20 protein-coding genes are annotated in these 16,153 nt (G+C 38.2%); 13 read left to right on the top strand and 7 right to left on the bottom strand.

The genetic code is table 11. The annotated features are described in order from the left end of the window. Window positions 1-20: 20 nt before the first annotated feature. Entirely contained in the window at window positions 21-293 is a 273-nt protein-coding gene (locus K9B36_RS10290) for a DUF6123 family protein (protein WP_223701967.1), read from the top strand. Between the two features lie 29 nt (window positions 294-322). Here K9B36_RS10290 and K9B36_RS10285 read toward each other — a convergent pair whose 3' ends face one another. After that, the gene (locus tag K9B36_RS10285) at window positions 323-712 is read right to left on the bottom strand and encodes a reverse transcriptase-like protein (RefSeq protein WP_223701966.1); all 390 of its coding nucleotides are present in this window, start codon (window positions 710-712) and stop codon (window positions 323-325) included. A gap of 185 nt (window positions 713-897) precedes the next feature. Here K9B36_RS10285 and K9B36_RS10280 point away from each other — a divergent pair, with 185 nt between their 5' ends. Next, entirely contained in the window at window positions 898-1,551 is a 654-nt protein-coding gene (locus K9B36_RS10280) for a reverse transcriptase-like protein (RefSeq protein ID WP_223701965.1), read from the top strand. Between the two features lie 17 nt (window positions 1,552-1,568). Next, window positions 1,569-1,757, top strand: a complete 189-nt coding sequence (locus K9B36_RS10275; protein ID WP_223701964.1) for a zinc-finger domain-containing protein — start codon at window positions 1,569-1,571, stop codon at window positions 1,755-1,757. Between the two features lie 22 nt (window positions 1,758-1,779). Here the strand turns inward: K9B36_RS10275 and K9B36_RS10270 are convergent, their stop codons facing one another. Beyond that, on the bottom strand, window positions 1,780-2,049 hold the full coding sequence (locus K9B36_RS10270; protein ID WP_223701963.1) for a DUF2564 family protein: 270 nt from the start codon (window positions 2,047-2,049) through the stop codon (window positions 1,780-1,782). Between the two features lie 284 nt (window positions 2,050-2,333). Continuing rightward, entirely contained in the window at window positions 2,334-2,534 is a 201-nt protein-coding gene (gene cspD / locus K9B36_RS10265; RefSeq protein WP_223701962.1) for a cold-shock protein CspD, read from the bottom strand. A gap of 197 nt (window positions 2,535-2,731) precedes the next feature. Here cspD and K9B36_RS10260 point away from each other — a divergent pair, with 197 nt between their 5' ends. Then, complete coding sequence (locus tag K9B36_RS10260; protein WP_223701961.1) at window positions 2,732-2,980, top strand: hypothetical protein; 249 nt, start codon at window positions 2,732-2,734, stop codon at window positions 2,978-2,980. A 96-nt stretch (window positions 2,981-3,076) separates the two neighbouring features. After that, window positions 3,077-5,251: a DNA topoisomerase III gene (locus tag K9B36_RS10255; RefSeq protein WP_223701960.1), complete on the top strand. Its 2,175-nt coding sequence runs from the start codon at window positions 3,077-3,079 to the stop codon at window positions 5,249-5,251. Between the two features lie 770 nt (window positions 5,252-6,021). On the opposite strand, the gene K9B36_RS10250 is transcribed toward K9B36_RS10255, so the two are convergent. The 3 genes from K9B36_RS10250 to K9B36_RS10240 form a co-directional block, all read right to left on the bottom strand. Beyond that, window positions 6,022-6,633, bottom strand: a complete 612-nt coding sequence (locus tag K9B36_RS10250; protein ID WP_223701959.1) for an FMN-binding negative transcriptional regulator — start codon at window positions 6,631-6,633, stop codon at window positions 6,022-6,024. Window positions 6,634-6,786: 153 nt separating this feature from the next. Next, window positions 6,787-6,930, bottom strand: coding sequence for a hypothetical protein (locus K9B36_RS10245; protein ID WP_223701958.1), 144 nt, complete (start codon window positions 6,928-6,930; stop codon window positions 6,787-6,789). A gap of 13 nt (window positions 6,931-6,943) precedes the next feature. After that, window positions 6,944-7,174, bottom strand: coding sequence for a DUF3892 domain-containing protein (locus K9B36_RS10240; RefSeq protein ID WP_223701957.1), 231 nt, complete (start codon window positions 7,172-7,174; stop codon window positions 6,944-6,946). A gap of 127 nt (window positions 7,175-7,301) precedes the next feature. On the opposite strand from K9B36_RS10240, the gene K9B36_RS10235 reads away from it, so the two are divergent. The 6 genes from K9B36_RS10235 (at window position 7,302) to K9B36_RS10210 (ending at window position 13,116) form a co-directional block, all read left to right on the top strand. Further along, window positions 7,302-7,982: a class I SAM-dependent methyltransferase gene (locus K9B36_RS10235; protein ID WP_223701956.1), complete on the top strand. Its 681-nt coding sequence runs from the start codon at window positions 7,302-7,304 to the stop codon at window positions 7,980-7,982. Window positions 7,983-7,993: 11 nt separating this feature from the next. Further along, window positions 7,994-8,692, top strand: a complete 699-nt coding sequence (locus tag K9B36_RS10230) for an AIM24 family protein (protein ID WP_223701955.1) — start codon at window positions 7,994-7,996, stop codon at window positions 8,690-8,692. 232 nt (window positions 8,693-8,924) lie between these two features. Further along, window positions 8,925-10,616 (top strand): formate--tetrahydrofolate ligase, encoded by a 1,692-nt coding sequence (locus tag K9B36_RS10225; protein ID WP_223701954.1) that lies wholly within the window; start codon window positions 8,925-8,927, stop codon window positions 10,614-10,616. A gap of 126 nt (window positions 10,617-10,742) precedes the next feature. Further along, a complete protein-coding gene (locus K9B36_RS10220; protein ID WP_223701953.1) occupies window positions 10,743-11,219 on the top strand; it encodes a glutathione peroxidase in 477 nt (158 codons plus the stop codon). A gap of 151 nt (window positions 11,220-11,370) precedes the next feature. Then, window positions 11,371-12,231 carry an amidohydrolase family protein gene (locus K9B36_RS10215; protein ID WP_223701952.1) on the top strand — a complete coding sequence of 287 codons (861 nt, stop codon included), beginning with the start codon at window positions 11,371-11,373 and terminating at the stop codon, window positions 12,229-12,231. Window positions 12,232-12,273: 42 nt separating this feature from the next. Next, on the top strand, window positions 12,274-13,116 hold the full coding sequence (locus tag K9B36_RS10210) for a DegV family protein (protein WP_223701951.1): 843 nt from the start codon (window positions 12,274-12,276) through the stop codon (window positions 13,114-13,116). Window positions 13,117-13,118: 2 nt separating this feature from the next. Here the strand turns inward: K9B36_RS10210 and K9B36_RS10205 are convergent, their stop codons facing one another. After that, entirely contained in the window at window positions 13,119-13,361 is a 243-nt protein-coding gene (locus K9B36_RS10205) for a hypothetical protein (protein ID WP_223701950.1), read from the bottom strand. A 220-nt stretch (window positions 13,362-13,581) separates the two neighbouring features. On the opposite strand from K9B36_RS10205, the gene K9B36_RS10200 reads away from it, so the two are divergent. Next, window positions 13,582-14,211: an HD domain-containing protein gene (locus tag K9B36_RS10200; protein WP_223701949.1), complete on the top strand. Its 630-nt coding sequence runs from the start codon at window positions 13,582-13,584 to the stop codon at window positions 14,209-14,211. A gap of 2 nt (window positions 14,212-14,213) precedes the next feature. After that, on the top strand, window positions 14,214-16,118 hold the full coding sequence (locus K9B36_RS10195; RefSeq protein ID WP_223701948.1) for an ABC-F family ATP-binding cassette domain-containing protein: 1,905 nt from the start codon (window positions 14,214-14,216) through the stop codon (window positions 16,116-16,118). Window positions 16,119-16,153 lie beyond the last annotated feature (35 nt).

Below are 16,153 nucleotides of genomic sequence, written 5' to 3'. Positions count from 1 at the left end.
ATGCATAAGGATGGATTTTAATGAAAAATACATTAAGTACAGAAGAGTACCTTCAACAGCTTACCGCAAAAGGCTTTATTTTTAGAGAAGATTCTATTGGATTCATAGAATTTGGAAAAAATTACACGGACAGTTCCGACTATTTAGTAAACATTGCTATAGAGATTACTCTAAAAGCACAAAAACAGTTTGACGGCAGTTTTTTTGTTTCTTTGTTAGAAATGTTGAAAACAGAAAATATTCAAACAAAGGACTCTGCATTTCAACTGGCAAGGGAAAAAAACATCATCTAGAAGGACTTTCATGTTACATGGAAAGTCCTTTATTTATTTTTATGGATAGCTTTACGTGCGAGTTCGTCTGCAACTTTATTTTGCTTACTAGGTATCCATTTAATGAAGAACAAGTCAAAATCACCAATTAAATCTTGTGCATCTTTAAGGAGGGCGCGGTAGGCTGGTTTTTTCGCATGTCCTTTTTCAATAGCGCCTTCCACCGCCTGTGAGTCTGTTCGAAAAGAAACTATTCTGTAATTCTGTTTTTTACAAATAATAAGAGCCTGAATCAGGGCATGAAACTCTGCTTCGTGATTGGACATAGTTCCAAGTGGTATTGAATATTGTTCTGCTCCTCCATGTCCTTTGATAAAAACACCTGCTCCAGATGGTCCGGGATCTCCAGCACTCGCGCCATCAATATATACTTCAATCATTCTTTTCTCTCTCCTACCTAAGATAATAGTTCCCATCATAATTCAGGGCCTCTCGTGATAAGATAAGAATACACAACAACTCATCGTATGGAAAGAGAAAAAAGTAAGTAAGGTTACTGGCTTCTTATACAGGGTAAAGGGTTGGTAGGATCATTCAATATGTGATGAAGAGGAGCATAAAGGCTATGAAAGTAACGGTGGAATGGCATTATCATACCCCGAGGCATATCGAAACCATTTTTAGAAGCGAAGAAATGGACAGTAGGCTTGCATTAAGACTTGCTGAGGATATGGAAAAGACGGGGAGAGCAAAACAAATATATTTCTTTGATTTAAAAGGGGAAGAGTGGACCAAAAAAGAAATCCTAAAGTGGATCAAACAAAGTGAGACAGGTATTTCAGATGTTATTGCTTATTTTGATGGTGGATATGATGTGCAAACTAAGCTTGCCGGAATTGGAAATGTAGTCTATTATAATCAGAATAAAAAAGATTATCGATATCGAATTAATGCGCGCTTAGAAGAACTCGAATCTAACAACGAAGCAGAGTATGCAGCTTTTTATTATCTGGTTCAACAACTTGAGCATCTGGGAATAAAAGCCATGGATGTTACCTTCAAAGGGGATTCACTAGTGGTGCTTAATCAATTATCTGGAGAATGGCCATGTTATGACGAACTTTTTAATCGATGGTTGGATAAAATAGAAGAAAAACTAAAGGCTTTAAAGATAAAAGCTATCTACGAACCTGTTCAACGAAAAGAAAACGAAGAAGCAGATCGCCTGGCAAAGCAAGCGCTCGAAGGGACGCCCATTGAAAGCAATTTGCTTTTATAATTATAGGAGTGAAACACATGATCAATCGTAAAAAGATACTTATGGAAGTTGGTGAGATTTTAGACACATATTGTACAGAATGCTTAGTCAAGCAAACATTGCGAAAAGACTATGGGAAGAACCATGCACAGTCTTTTTGTATAAGTGAGTGTACAGTAGGTGCTGAAATAAAGAAACTTGGCGATCAACTTGTTCATAGAAAATAAAAATAACCGCCATAACAGGCGGTTATTTTTGTGCTTCGGAAAGCTGATGTTCTGTTTGTGCTAGTGTCTGTTCCGCGTTTTGAAGAAAATCGGTATCCAACCCTGTACCTTGGCTTTTTGCCTCATTCAATAAACTTCTTGCATTTGAAATGGCGCGCGCAGCATGCTCCATTGTTTCGGGATCTAAGCTCATGGTCGCAAAACCTACCATTTTTTCTGCCGATTGAATGGAAACTTCCACTTGCTTAAGATCATTATATCCTGTGTGAATATCGTCCGAATAATTGTCCATCGTTATCCCTCCTCTTATGTTAGAATCGGTAATTATAAAAGAAGATATGCATCCCGTAGAAATTTTTCCGAAGCCTGTTTTTTCTGCGTATGTTTCACTACCCTTTACAATCGTAAATTCCGTGTTCTTTTCTTGCTTATATGGAAAATTTCCTCATTGTTTCTGGTTAGTAGGTCATAAAAATACAGTGACAGACCTACCCACTTATCCTTTACAAAAAAACGTAAAAAAAAGAGGCTTAACCAGCCTCTTTCTTTTACGTTTTTATGGGGTTGTACTTATTTTTATAGTTTCGTTACGTTTTCAGCTTGTGGTCCGCGACTGCCTTCAACGATCTCGAAAGAAACTTCTTGTCCTTCTTCTAAAGACTTGAAGCCATCTCCTTGGATTGCAGAGAAGTGTACGAATACATCTTCGCCACCTTCAACTTCGATAAAACCGAAACCTTTTTCATTGTTAAACCATTTTACTTTACCGTTTTGCATTATTCATTTTCCTCCTAAAAATAGCGCACATCTAGTGCATTAAAAGTAGATTATCATCTTACCCTTTCTAAAATTAGAAAGCGGTTAAATGACACTTCCACTATACATTAATTACCCAATGAAGGTCAAGAATCTTGTAAGGAAAGAGTGCTAACCCTCAGGATTTTTCATAAGTTAAATAAAAAGGGGGAAGAGCGATGCTACGCACCAACTATCTAGGTAAGGAAGTTATTCTGCGTATTAAACCAAACATAAGGCTATACTCCTTAACGGAACAACGTATTTATGAAACCTTAGTAGATGCCATAGATGTTATCTACCATATGGAGTCATTTGCCGTTGTTGTGGATGACCAGTTTTGGATTGTAGGCGAAACACAACAAAGTGCCTATCCATTGATTACAATTTTAAATATCGTACCTGCACAAAATATTATCGAACTCTAATCTATACAAACAAGTGTTTTGCTTTTATAATAGTGGTAGGAAAAGAGGTCGCTCTTTTCCTGCCTTTATTTTGTTTAGAGTGGAGTGGAACATGTTGTGAAATTAATTATTGCCGAAAAACCTGATCAAGGATTAAAGCTTGCTGCCCCTTTTTCCTTTCAAAAGAAGGATGGTTATGTCGTAATACCTCCACAACCCTTATTTCCTGAAGGTGCATTTCTTACATGGGCGGTTGGCCATTTATGTGAACTACTATCGCCAGAAGAATATGATGCCTCATGGAAGCGCTGGTCCTTGCAAACCCTCCCTATATTACCCGATAGATTCCAACACAAAGTAACAAAATCAAAATGGAAGCAATTTAAAACAGTGAAAGAACTTGTTCACCGGAGAGAAGTGACTGAAATTATAATGGCTGGTGATGCAGAAAGGGAAGGAGAGGCAATCATTCGAATCATTCTTACGGTTGCTAAATGCTCTAAGCCATTAAAACGCTTATGGATTTCTTCTCTGACGCCAAACTCGGTAAAAAATGGTTTTGAGAACTTGTTAGAAGAACAAGAAACCAGAAATATTTATTATGAAGCCTTAAGCCGCTCTTGTGCCGACTGGCTTGTAGGGATGAATGCTTCAAGAGCCTATACACTATTGTTACAACAAAAGGGAGTATCCGATGTGTTCTCAACTGGTCGAGTACAAACACCGACTCTTGCGTTAATTGTGCAGCGTGAACTGGAGATTGAAAACTTTCAAGCTAAACCTTTTTGGGAAGTTCTTGCCACGTTTAATATTGACGGAAAGAATTACAATGGAAAATGGCATAAAGATGGAGAATCAAGACTTGAGGATCCCGAGCTTGCCAAAAAAATCGTTCAATTTTGTAAGGGAAGCTCAGCAAGAATTGATACAATTGAAAAAGAACGCAAGGAATTTCAGCCGCCTTTCCTTTTTAATCTTTCATCTTTACAGGCAACAGCAAATAGCTTGTATAAGTTTTCGCCACAAAAGACCTTGGAGATTGCCCAAAAGCTCTATGTAAAAGGAATTATATCCTATCCAAGGTCTGACTCGAGTTTTGTTACAAGAGAAGAAGCAGCCATGTTTCCGGAAACCTTGGAGAAACTAAGTCAGTTCGAGGCTTTCAAAGAATATTTTCCATTGCCTTTTAATTCGGTTATGACGAACAAACGTGTAGTAAACGAGAAGAAAGTTACCGATCACTATGCAATCATTCCAACAGAACAAGTCACAAATCCGGCTAAAATGTCCGGAGAAGAGGAAAAAATTTATTCTCTAATTGTGAAACGACTTATTTCAGCTCATTATGAGAAGGCTATCTTTGACTATACAACCATACATACACTTGTTGAAGAACGAGCCTCGTTCCTTTCGAAAGGCAAAGAAGAGGTACAGTCAGGGTGGCGGAAAGTGATCTATGGTAACAAAAAAGAGAAGGAAAGTGACGCAGAAGAACAAGACCTTCCTTCTTTACAGGACGGCGAAAAGGGAATTGTACAAGAAGTAAATGTAAAAGAAGGGAAAACCCAGCCTCCCAAAAGATACACAGAAGGTCAACTTATAACAGTAATGAAGACCGCAGGAAAGCATCTCGATGACGGAGAACTGACCAAGGTTCTGAAAAAAACAGAAGGTTTAGGTACAGAGGCGACGCGAGCGGGCATTATAGGAGTGTTAAAAGACCGTAAATATATTGAAGTGAAAAAAAATCAGGTTTTCGCCACCAATAAAGGAAAGGTCTTGATTCAATCAATTGGGCCAAGCATACTTGCCAGTCCCGAAATGACCGCCAAATGGGAACAGCGTCTGCACGAAATCGGCGAAGGAAAAGCTTCCCCTGAAGAATTTATGGAGCAGGCAAGGAAGCTATCTATGAAATTAATAGAAGACGCTAAAAACCAAAGTGAAGCATGGTCCTTTGACGGCATGGACCTTAGTGAGTTCAAACGAGAATATGGCAACAGAAAAGGCCGTGCATCCACTGGAACAAAAATAGGTAAATGCAAAAAATGTGATGGAGAAATAGTGGACAAAGGGACATTTTATGGCTGTTCAAACTACAGTACCTCCAAATGTAATTTCACCATCTCCAAAAAAATCTTAGGAAAATCGATTTCTGCTACCAATGCAAAAAAACTATTAACAGCAGGAAGAACGGACGAAATTAAAGGATTCAAAAAGGGAGAGAAAGTCTTTAATGCAGCTTTAGAGTGGAAAGAGGATAAAGTCCAATTTCTATTTGAGAAAAAATGATTAGGAAAACTAAATCACAATAAAAAATGCTCAGAGGTAATGATACTTTGAGCATTTTTTTATTTAGTATTTATTTAGGCTCTTTTCGCATTAAATTTAGAATAGCTTTTTAAGTTAAAGGCTTGTTAAACGCCGCTGTTGATTTGCAGGTACATGAAAAGCAAGCTTGGTGTAAGATGATGTACCAAAAACCGCGGAATAGGTACATGAAAATCAAGCTTGTTGTAGAATGATGTACTAGAAACCGAGAAACAGTACATGAAAAGCAAGCTTGGTGTAGAATGATGTACCAGAAACCGAGAAACAGGTACATGAAAAGTAAGGTTGGTGTAGCTTGATGTACCAGAAACCGAGAAACAGGTACATGAAAAGTAAGGTCGGTGTAGCTTGATGTACCAGAAAATGAGAAACCGGTACATGAAAAGCAAGCTCGGAGCAGAATGATGTACCAGAAACCGAGCAACAGGTACATGAAAAGTACGCGGGGTGTAGCTGGATGTACCAGAAACCGAGAAACAGGTACATGAAAAGTAAGGTCGGTGTAGCTTGATGTACCAGAAAATGAGAAACAGGTACATGAAAAGCAAGCTCGGAGCAGAATGATGTACCAGAAACCGAGGAACTAGTACAAGACATAGGCTTAATACAAGACAACGCACTCTTTTCACCGATTTACTCTTTTATTTATAAGTGACTGAGCCAAAAAAAACCGAGAATTTTAGCCCGGTTTTTCATAATCCTGGTCATCTCATCCAAATCCAACTAAATTTCTATTTTTGTTCTTCCATCAATCTAGCAATATCCTGTGAGTTGTAGGAAGTTTGGTTTTTCAACTGCTTGATAACCTTATTCTTTTTTTCGGTTGTGTGGTGCTGATTCAGCTTCCATTTTCCTTCTAGTTTTTCTACTTCGAGTTTAATTCCAACAATCCCGTTTAACATACTTTCTACTGTTTCGAGGTTGTCTTCCACTTTCCAAGGGTAGGAAAAATCCCTTTCATAAAAATCAGTAGCAAGCTTCAAGATTTCTTTTAATGGGTGGGGGTCTGTTATAATTTCTATTTTTCCATATACATGGGCACTTACATAGTTCCAGGTAGAAACGCTATTCGGTTCCTCATACCAGGAAGCGGAAATATATGCATGAGGCCCGGTGAATACTGCCAAGGCTGATTTACCTTTAAGCGATTTCCACTGTGGATTCGCTTTTGCCATGTGTGTGTAAAGCACTACATTATTATCTATCTCTTTTATAATAAAAGGAAGGTGTGTTGCTTTTTGTTCGCCATCATGCTCAGAAAACAAAATCCCAAAGCTGTGCTGTTCGATAAACTCAATTATTTCCTTTTGGTTGTCGTTTTTGAATTGTCTTGGTATGTACATATGGGCGTCACCTCTTTAATTTCCAAGTTAATATATATTATAAATCAAAATAAGGGGGAGGGGTGTTTATTTGACTTGGGACGTGACACTAAACTAACATTAAAAAAGCATGCGGCAATCAAGCCGCATGCTTACTTATTCATTGTAATTAAGTTAAAGCTCGGTCTTATCTGACTGATCTTTATTGCGCTTATTTCCTTTACTATTATCGCCTGGGATTTTCTCACTGTGCGTGATGCTGCCGCCAGTTGGACTATTTTGATTCTTGCTGCCGCCATGATTATTTTTCTTTGTCATTATAAACCGCTCCTTAAGAAAAAGTAGGTAACTGATCTAAATTGTTGGTAGGGTCACCGTCTGCATTGCCGCGAATATACATTTCTCCGTCTTTTCCCTTAAAAACGTTAGCCCCGAGGACTGCTCCTTGATTAACATATTGAATTGCCTCTTCATAGGAAAGGACTTGACCTGACGATGTTTTAAACTTCACAATATCCCCATCGCCGTTTTTTTGAACTGCTACAAAGGTTTCGCTCAACATCGCACACCTCCTTCTTCTACTCAAGATTATTATTTTCAAAAAAAGCATAAATATTCTTTAGCAGGAGTAGAGGAATATCACAGAAACATAGAGAAGTAAACTAAATTGAGAAAGGTAGGTTAAAAATTTGAAAACTTTTAATTGGAACAAGGAAACAGAAAAGCAATGGAATGAAAGGGCCGATTACTGGCATCAAAATAGTGAAAATATGTGGCTGAAAGGGAGCCGGAGTACCATTATTCCTTTTATAAAAGATAGACTCCAAGCAGGTTCATCTATTCTAGATGCAGGGTGCGGAGATGGATTTGGATCCTACTTACTGGCAGAGAATAATTACAAGGTCACAGGTATTGACATTGCTGAAAAGATGATAAATAGGGCGATCGAAAAAAGAGATCACCCTAATATCATCTTTAAACAGGGGGACTTAACAAAATTGCCTATTGAAAATGAGAATGTGGATGCTATCATGGCAATAAACTCTATAGAATGGGTGGAGCACCCTCTCGATGTGCTTGATGAGTTTCGCCGTATTACTAAAGAAAAGGGAATTCTTTTTCTCGGTTTGTTAGGTCCGACAGCTGGACCACGTGCTAATAGCTTTCCAAGGCTTTATGATCAAAAAGCGATATGTAATACCATGATGCCGTGGGAGTTTGAGCAGTTAGCTCAGGAAAACGGGTGGGAACTTTTGGATGGGATGCCCGTATATAAAGAGGAAGCAAAAAAGATTGATGACTCAGCGTTGCCACGTCATCTAAAGCAAGCGCTGACATTTATGTGGTTATTTATGCTACAAAAAAAATAGGGGGAATAGTTATGTCAAAGTACTCCATTGAACAGTTTGTTCAAAAAAGCAGACAAGAGGATAAAGGACAAGGTTTATTTGAATTGGAAACAGAAAGAATCTTAGAGATTAACTTAGACGGCGAAGTATGGACGAAAATGGGTTCGATGATTTCCTATGATGGAAAAATAAAATTTGAACGTGAAGGTATTCTGGAGCATGGCTTAGGGAGACTTGTAAAAAAAGCATTCACGGGCGAAGGATCACAGTTAATGAAAGCTACAGGAACAGGAAAACTGTATGTTGCCGACCAAGGAAAGAAAATTACAGTATTAGACCTTGAAGGGGAAAGTATCTTTATTAACGGTAATGACTTGCTGGCATTTCAAAAAGGACTAGATTGGGACATAAAGTTGATGAGAAGAATAGCAGGAATGATGGCAGGCGGATTATTTAATGTAAGGCTGGAAGGAGAAGGCTTAGTTGCTTTCACTTCCCATTATGAACCACTTACATTAATGGTGCACCCGGGTAAACCAATCTTCACTGATCCTAATGCTACCGTTGCGTGGTCCGGAAATCTGGAGCCAGAATTTGTTACAGACATCCAGTTGAAAACCTTCTTTGGACGAGGAAGTGGAGAATCCGTTCAAATGAAATTCTCCGGAAGCGGCTTTGTTGTCGTACAGCCATTTGAGGAAGTAGTTTTCGCTGAAGGAAATCAAGGGTAAAGCGGAAATTAACAGCGGCGTTTAACCTAGCCCTTTCATAAACTACAATACAGTAAAAAGGCACCATTAGGTGTCTTTTTATATGTAATGGCTTAGATGAATGGTTAAAGACCAATGTAATACCCACATTTCTTCTTCACCTACATAATAAACTCTCAGTACTAATAGGCAAGGATAAAAGTGGTACAATAACCATTATAAGAAAGTATTGATATTTGCAGGAGGTAAAGAGATGAAGAACACTAAAAAGGTTGTGCCGTCTGATATAGAGATTGCACAACAAGCAACGATGAAAAAGATCCATGAAATAGCAGATGATTTAGATATACAAGAAGAAGAGTTGGAATTATACGGTCGATACAAAGCTAAATTATCTTTGAATATGTTAGAAAGGCTACATAATAAAGAAAATGGCAAAGTCATCCTTGTAACAGCTATTAATCCAACACCAGCGGGTGAAGGGAAATCTACAGTTACGGTAGGACTGGGACAGGCACTAAAGAAGCTAGGAAAAAAATCGGTTATTGCAATGAGAGAACCATCATTAGGTCCAACTATGGGCATGAAGGGCGGTGCCACTGGTGGTGGCTATTCACAGGTTCTCCCAATGGAAGATATTAATCTGCATTTCACAGGGGATATCCACGCGATTACAACAGCTAACAATGCATTGGCAGCAATGATTGACAATCATATTCACCAAGGAAATGCCCTTCAAATTGACACAAGAAGAATCAGTTGGAAAAGGGTAATGGATTTAAATGATCGAGCACTACGGAAGGTGGTTGTCGGTTTAGGTGGTCCCTTTCAAGGAGTACCTAGAGAAGATGGCTTTGATATTACTGTTGCTTCTGAAATAATGGCAGTTTTTTGCTTAGCCAAGGATCTTAAAGATTTAAAGCAACGTTTAGCCAGAATAGTTGTTGCTTATGATGTACAGAAAAAACCAATAACGGTAAAAGAACTTAAAGTGGAAGGCGCACTTACTTTACTTTTAAAAGATGCATGTCAACCAAACTTGGTTCAAACATTGGAACATACACCAGCCATCATACATGGTGGACCTTTTGCGAATATTGCACACGGTTGTAATAGCGTCATTGCAACACAGATGGCTGCAAAGCTTGGAGACTATGTGGTTACCGAAGCAGGATTTGGTGCGGATCTAGGAGCGGAAAAATTCCTCCATATCAAAACCCCAGCATTAGGCTTCAGTCCAGAAGCAGTCGTTATTGTTGCTACAATAAGAGCATTGAAAATGCACGGAGGTGTACCAAAAGATAGGTTAAAAGATGAAAACGTAGAGGCACTGACCAAGGGTATTGCCAACTTGAAAAAACATGTAGAAACGATCGACAAGTTCGGATTGCCTTTTGTTGTGGCTTTAAATGAATTTGTAACTGACACAGAAACGGAAGTTCAGTTTGTTAAAGAGTGGTGCAAACAAAATGAAATCTCTATGTCATTGACACAAGTCTGGGAAAAAGGTGGAGAGGGTGGACTTGACCTAGCTAAACAAGTTCTCTCGCAAATTGAAAATAAGAAGACTGTTTTCACCCCGCTCTATCAAATGGAGGATTCTCTTGAAAATAAATTAGAAGTAATTGCAAAAGAAGTTTATGGAGCAAAGGGGATTGATCTTTTGCCCGCAGCTAAAAAGCAGCTACAGCAAATTGTTGGCGAAGGTTGGAGCAAACTTCCAATTTGTATGGCAAAAACTCAATACTCGCTATCGGACGATGCGACCAAGCTTGGAAGGCCAGAAGATTTTATTATAACCATCAGAGAGTTGAAGCCTTCAGTCGGTGCAGGTTTTATCGTTGCTCTTACCGGCAACATCATGACAATGCCAGGTCTTCCTAAACAGCCTGCAGCATTAGGAATGGATGTGGATGAAGAAGGAAAGGCTGTTGGGTTATTTTAAAAGGCTCTTTTTGTTTAGCTCTTTTCAAAATGCATGGCACGATGCAAAAAGCGCAAAAAAAGCATATCTAAAATAGACAAAGAAGGCTAAACCCCTTCATAATAGAAGAAAAAAGAGGTGAGAGGTTTGGGAATTTACGATTATTCTGCAAAAAATATAATGGGTAAGGAGATACCACTTAGTGAGTATCGCGATCATGTAATTCTTGTAGTGAATACTGCAAGCAAATGTGGGTTTACTCCTCAATTTGAGGAACTGGAAAAACTCTATAAAGAATACCAAAATCAAAAATTTGTTGTTTTGGGTTTTCCTTGTAATCAGTTTGGTAATCAGGAGCCAGGAAACGAAGAAGACATTAATGATTTTTGTCAGTTGAATTATGGTGTTTCCTTTCCGATGTTTGCAAAAGTTGACGTGAATGGGGAGGATACGCATCCACTTTTTGAATATCTAAAAGAGAATGCCAAAGGCTTGTTAGGTTCCAAAGCGGTAAAGTGGAATTTTACGAAATTCTTAGTAGATCGTAATGGAGAAGTGGTAGAACGAGTGGCATCTGCAACATCACCTTTAAAAATGAAAAGTGATATTGAAAACTTACTATAATAAATTTCGCTTAATGTTTACAATTGATTTGCTTTTAAACTCTATTAATACGTAGCATAAAGAAAAATCCTTTTTTGTTTTTTAAGAAAGGATTTTCTTTATTGTTATCGAATAAATAGTAATACTACTATTGTAAGAAAGGAGTGAAACGGTGAAAATAATAGACGCACATGTTCACTTTTCAAGAATAGGAAGTTTTCAGGATACAGCAACTCGACTATCCCACCTATCCTATACCTATGAGGGGCTCCTAAAAGAATGGAAAGAGAATCATGTGGTAGGCGGGGTAGCAATGGGAGTTACCGAAACAATACACAATGGTTTTCCGGATTATCAGAGTGAAACTCCCATGGGCCTTGATTTATCAGAGGCTATTCCCAGAAATTTAATATATTGTGTGGGAATAAACCCTTTTAAGATGAATGAAGAGAATATAAGGATGTTGGAAGAGGACATACAAAAACCAAATGTAGCGGGGATGAAAATATATTTAGGCTATTATCCATTTTATGCGTACGATGAGGTGTATAAGCCTGTCTATCAGCTTGCAACAAAGTATAATGTTCCTGTTGTATTTCACACAGGAGATACATATTCAGAAAGAGGATTATTAAAATACTCGCACCCTTTAACACTTGACGAAGTGGCAGTTGCGCATAGAGAAGTGACCTTTGTGATGGCCCATTTTGGTGATCCATGGGTGTTAGATGGGGCTGAAGTAGTGTATAAAAATCGAAATATGTTTGCGGATCTCTCAGGACTCATTGTAGGTACGGAGGAAGAAATAGACCGCCATAAACGTTCGCGATTTTTGAACCATCTTTTACATGCTTTAGATTACTGTGATCATTATGAAAAATTGATGTTTGGAACGGACTGGCCGCTTGTAGGTGTGAAAGCATATAGTAATTTCATTAAAGAAATTATTCCAGAGACTTTTCATCAGGCTGTCTTTTATGACACCGCTATAAAGGTTTTTCCGAAGTTAAAAGGAATTTTAGAAGATGACTAAAATAGAATAATTAATACATGAAATGAAATTGGGGGAATAACGATGGAGAAGATTGCATGGGTTACTGATAGTACGGCTTTTTTGGACGTGATGTTGACTAATCACCCTGACGTTTACAGCATACCGATGAACGTATATTTTGATGGAGAGGAGTATTTGGATGGGGTAACCTTATCACTGGAGGACTTTTACACAAAGCTAATATCAAGCCCGATACCACCTAAAACATCCCAGCCCTCAGTTGGCGCCTTTGTGGAGCTCTACAATAAACTTGCTGAGTCTTATGACAGAATTATCTCCGTTCATCTTTCGAGTCACCTGAGCGGTACAGTTTCTTCTAGTATGCAAGCAAAGGACCTTGTGGAGATTCCTGTTCATACAGTAGATTCGAAGGTTATTTCTTTCCCTATTTCAGCAATGGTGAAAAGAGGGATCGAACATTATGAGTCCGGAAGCACATTAGAAGAAACACTCGATTTGTTAAATGACCTATCTGATAAATGTGACATCTATGTTCTAATAGGAAGCCTAGAACAGCTTCATAGAAGTGGGAGGATGTCTGGAGTACAAAAACTTTTAGGTAGTATTTTGCAAATTAAACCTATTATTAGAATAGAGGATGGAAAACTTTCTGTCTTTGAAAAGGTACGTACAGAAAAGAAAGCGTTGTCAAAGATATTAGGGTATTTAGAAGAAGCTAATGCAAACTCTACTATTAAAGAATTATTTGTACTATGTGGGACAAATGTAGAGCAAGCAAATGAATTGGTAGAGGATCTTAGGAGAAAATATCCTCACATTCCGATAAATTCTTATCCACTTGCAACTTCCGTAGCTGTTCATGCAGGGGTAGACACGCTTGGTATCTCTTGGTATAACGAGTAAGTTTACTTATAAATTAATACGTATTGGATATCAGAGGTATTTAAAGGAAAAGCACCATTCAATTGATAGCCAATACTCATTAGGCGAGAAAGTGTTTCTGTGCATGAAGGACTTACTGGCTCTATGGGTGCATGATCACTTTTATAAATGGAGAGAAGTTCATCTGTCAGAAAGTTGCAACGAATAACAATAACATGAGTACCTATCCATGCAGTGCCAATTTTCGAATGATTTCGGTACAGCATCTAACTAACCTCCTATACGGCTGATTGCAAATGAGATAAAAAGATCCTCAATTGCAGTTAGCTTTTTTTATAGCTAAAAGCCCTGCTCTCTTAACATGTATATGTCCCCATTTGAAGAAGGTGAGAGAGAGATCCGACCCTCTTTATTATAGAAATTAAGGAAGACATGTTAAAATAGAAGCAGATAAAAAAGTTACAGATTAAAAAGGGGACCAAATTAGTGATAGAAACAGTGGAAGCGTTTGTACGTTCGAAGTTCCAAGATGACACAACCGGTCATGATTGGCATCATATTTTTAGAGTTAGAAAGCTCGCTTTACATATAGCCAAGCAGGAAGATGTAGATTCTTTGAAGGTAGAATTAATCGCTCTCCTTCATGATGTTATCGATGACAAACTGATATTAGATAAAGATGAGGCACATCAAGAAGTGGTTAGCTTATTACGAAACCTTGGGATGCAGGAAAAATATATAGAGGACATGATCCATATTATTGAGAATATAGGATACAAGGGTGGAAATGGTCTCGATCTACAATGTATGGAAAGTCGCATTGTTCAGGATGCAGATAGACTCGATGCTATTGGTGCAGTCGGCATTGCACGTACATTTATGTATTCAGGTGCCAAAAGCCAAGCAATGTACGATCCTGATATTCCTGTGCGTGATTCCATGAGTTATGAACAATACCGCAAAGAGAAATCAACAGCAATCAATCATTTCCACGAAAAACTTTTCTTGTTAAAAGAAACTTTACATACAAAAGCAGCAAAAGAAATTGCAGAAGAGCGTCATAAATATATGGAGAATTTTGTTGAACAATTTATGAAAGAATGGAATGAAATTTAACGATGAAAATGCTAATTGGGGATAACCTATCTAAAACATATGTAGAGAAAGTTCTACTACATTCTGTATCTTTTAGTATCCAGGAAAAAGAACGAGTAGGCTTGATTGGGGTCAACGGCACAGGAAAGTCTACTCTTCTTAAAATAATTGCTGGTATCGAGACAACAGACAACGGAACTATAACCACTTCAAACGACTATAGCATCGGTTTTTTGCCACAACAGCCAGAACTGAGTGATGAATTGACGGTTATGGAACAAATCTTTAGTAAAGATAGCCAGATGAATACAACGATAAAAAAGTACGAAGCTTGTTTAACTCAAGTGCAAGAAGATCCTACCAAGGAAGAACTTCATGAGGAGTTAACAACCCTACAGCAGCAAATGGATCAGCTGCAAGCCTGGGATGCAAGCGCCGATTCAAAAGCAATTTTGAACAAGCTTGGTATGAATGACGTCAGTCTTACTATAGGAAACCTTTCAGGTGGACAGAAAAAACGAGTAGCCCTAGCGCAAACCCTTATCGAGTCAGCGGATTTGCTGATTTTAGATGAGCCTACCAATCATCTTGATTTTGAAGCAATTGAATGGTTGGAGGATTACTTAAATAAATATCGAGGAGCAGTTCTCCTAGTAACACATGATCGGTACTTTCTTGATCGAGTAAGCAACAAAATCTTTGAACTTCATAACGGAGCACTATATTCCTACAATGGTAACTATGGTGATTATCTTGAAGCGAAGGCGATAAGACTTGAAGATATGGAAAAAACGGAAGCAAAGCAAAAGAGCCTATACCGTCAAGAGCTTGAATGGATGAGAAAAGGCGCGAAGGCTAGAACCACTAAGCAAAAAGCTAGAATTAAGCGTTTTGAAGATCTTGATGAAAAGGTATCTTCCTCTACTGGTTCGGCAGACTTAGAGCTGATAACAGGTTCAGCAAGACTTGGGAAAAAAGTGATGGAACTTAAAGAAGTAAGTCTTCAGTTTGGCGAAAAAATTATTTTAGACCATGCTAACCTGTTAATTAAACAAAAAGATCGGATTGGTATTGTAGGACCTAATGGAGTAGGAAAGTCTAGTCTATTGAATCTTCTAGTTGGTAAGATAAAGCCAGATCACGGGGAACTTGATACCGGAGTTACGGTTAAAGTTGGTTATTATACGCAAGAACAGGAAGAAATGAATTTAGACCAACGAATGATTGAGTATGTCAAAGAAGAAGCGGAAGTTATTAAAAGCGAGGATGGTGGCCATATAAGTGCTTCGCAGCTGTTAGAACGCTTTTTGTTTCCTTCTTCATCGCATGGTACACCAATAAGAAAATTATCGGGCGGAGAGCGAAAAAGACTTTATTTGCTTAGAATCTTAATGTCCCAACCCAATGTACTGCTACTAGATGAGCCCACCAATGATTTAGATACGGAAACATTGACTATTCTAGAAGCTTACTTAGAAGAATTTCCTGGTGTGGTTATTACTGTATCCCATGATCGTTATTTTCTTGATAAAGTAGTAGATGAACTTGTAATTCTAGAAGGTAAAGGAACATTAAAACGTATTTTTGGCGAGTATTCTGATTACGTTATGGATCAGCAACGTAAGCGTCAGGAAGAAAAACAGTTAGAGCAGTCTGTGAAAGAAAATCAGCTGTCTCGCTCAAAGTCCAAATCTCTAAAGCTGAGTTACCAGGAACAAAAGGATTGGGAGACTATAGAGGAAAGAATTATGCTGGTGGAAGAAAAACTCGAAACAATCGAAAGCGAAATCGCAAAAGCGGGAAGCGATTACGAGCAAGTAAGCAAGAGGTTAAAAGAACAGGAAGATAATAACGAGCTGCTACAAGAACTGATGAAAAGATGGGAAGAACTCTGTGAAAAAGTGGAAAAGATAAATGCCCAAGATTAAAACTAATTAATTTAAAGAGACATATTCTTGTGCTA

Origin of the sequence: Sutcliffiella deserti (assembly GCF_020037475.1) — a bacterium.
GTDB lineage: Bacteria > Bacillota > Bacilli > Bacillales > Bacillaceae_I > Sutcliffiella_A > Sutcliffiella_A deserti.
Note: the sequence above shows the minus strand (reverse complement) of the source record. Positions and strands in the feature narration are given on the sequence as shown.

Excerpts from the sequence above, each read along its gene's own strand:
- K9B36_RS10250 (WP_223701959.1), bottom strand. The coding sequence starts at position 6,633 with ATGTACATACCAAGACAATTCAAAAACGACAACCAAAAGGAAATAATT.
- K9B36_RS10285 (WP_223701966.1), bottom strand. The coding sequence starts at position 712 with ATGATTGAAGTATATATTGATGGCGCGAGTGCTGGAGATCCCGGACCA.
- K9B36_RS10240 (WP_223701957.1), bottom strand. The coding sequence starts at position 7,174 with ATGTTGAGCGAAACCTTTGTAGCAGTTCAAAAAAACGGCGATGGGGAT.
- K9B36_RS10210 (WP_223701951.1), top strand. The coding sequence starts at position 12,274 with ATGGAGAAGATTGCATGGGTTACTGATAGTACGGCTTTTTTGGACGTG.
- K9B36_RS10230 (WP_223701955.1), top strand. The coding sequence starts at position 7,994 with ATGTCAAAGTACTCCATTGAACAGTTTGTTCAAAAAAGCAGACAAGAG.
- K9B36_RS10225 (WP_223701954.1), top strand. The coding sequence starts at position 8,925 with ATGAAGAACACTAAAAAGGTTGTGCCGTCTGATATAGAGATTGCACAA.
- K9B36_RS10260 (WP_223701961.1), top strand. The coding sequence starts at position 2,732 with ATGCTACGCACCAACTATCTAGGTAAGGAAGTTATTCTGCGTATTAAA.
- K9B36_RS10245 (WP_223701958.1), bottom strand. The coding sequence starts at position 6,930 with ATGACAAAGAAAAATAATCATGGCGGCAGCAAGAATCAAAATAGTCCA.
- K9B36_RS10205 (WP_223701950.1), bottom strand. The coding sequence starts at position 13,361 with ATGCTGTACCGAAATCATTCGAAAATTGGCACTGCATGGATAGGTACT.
- K9B36_RS10270 (WP_223701963.1), bottom strand. The coding sequence starts at position 2,049 with ATGGACAATTATTCGGACGATATTCACACAGGATATAATGATCTTAAG.
- cspD (WP_223701962.1), bottom strand. The coding sequence starts at position 2,534 with ATGCAAAACGGTAAAGTAAAATGGTTTAACAATGAAAAAGGTTTCGGT.
- K9B36_RS10280 (WP_223701965.1), top strand. The coding sequence starts at position 898 with ATGAAAGTAACGGTGGAATGGCATTATCATACCCCGAGGCATATCGAA.
- K9B36_RS10275 (WP_223701964.1), top strand. The coding sequence starts at position 1,569 with ATGATCAATCGTAAAAAGATACTTATGGAAGTTGGTGAGATTTTAGAC.
- K9B36_RS10195 (WP_223701948.1), top strand. The coding sequence starts at position 14,214 with ATGAAAATGCTAATTGGGGATAACCTATCTAAAACATATGTAGAGAAA.
- K9B36_RS10290 (WP_223701967.1), top strand. The coding sequence starts at position 21 with ATGAAAAATACATTAAGTACAGAAGAGTACCTTCAACAGCTTACCGCA.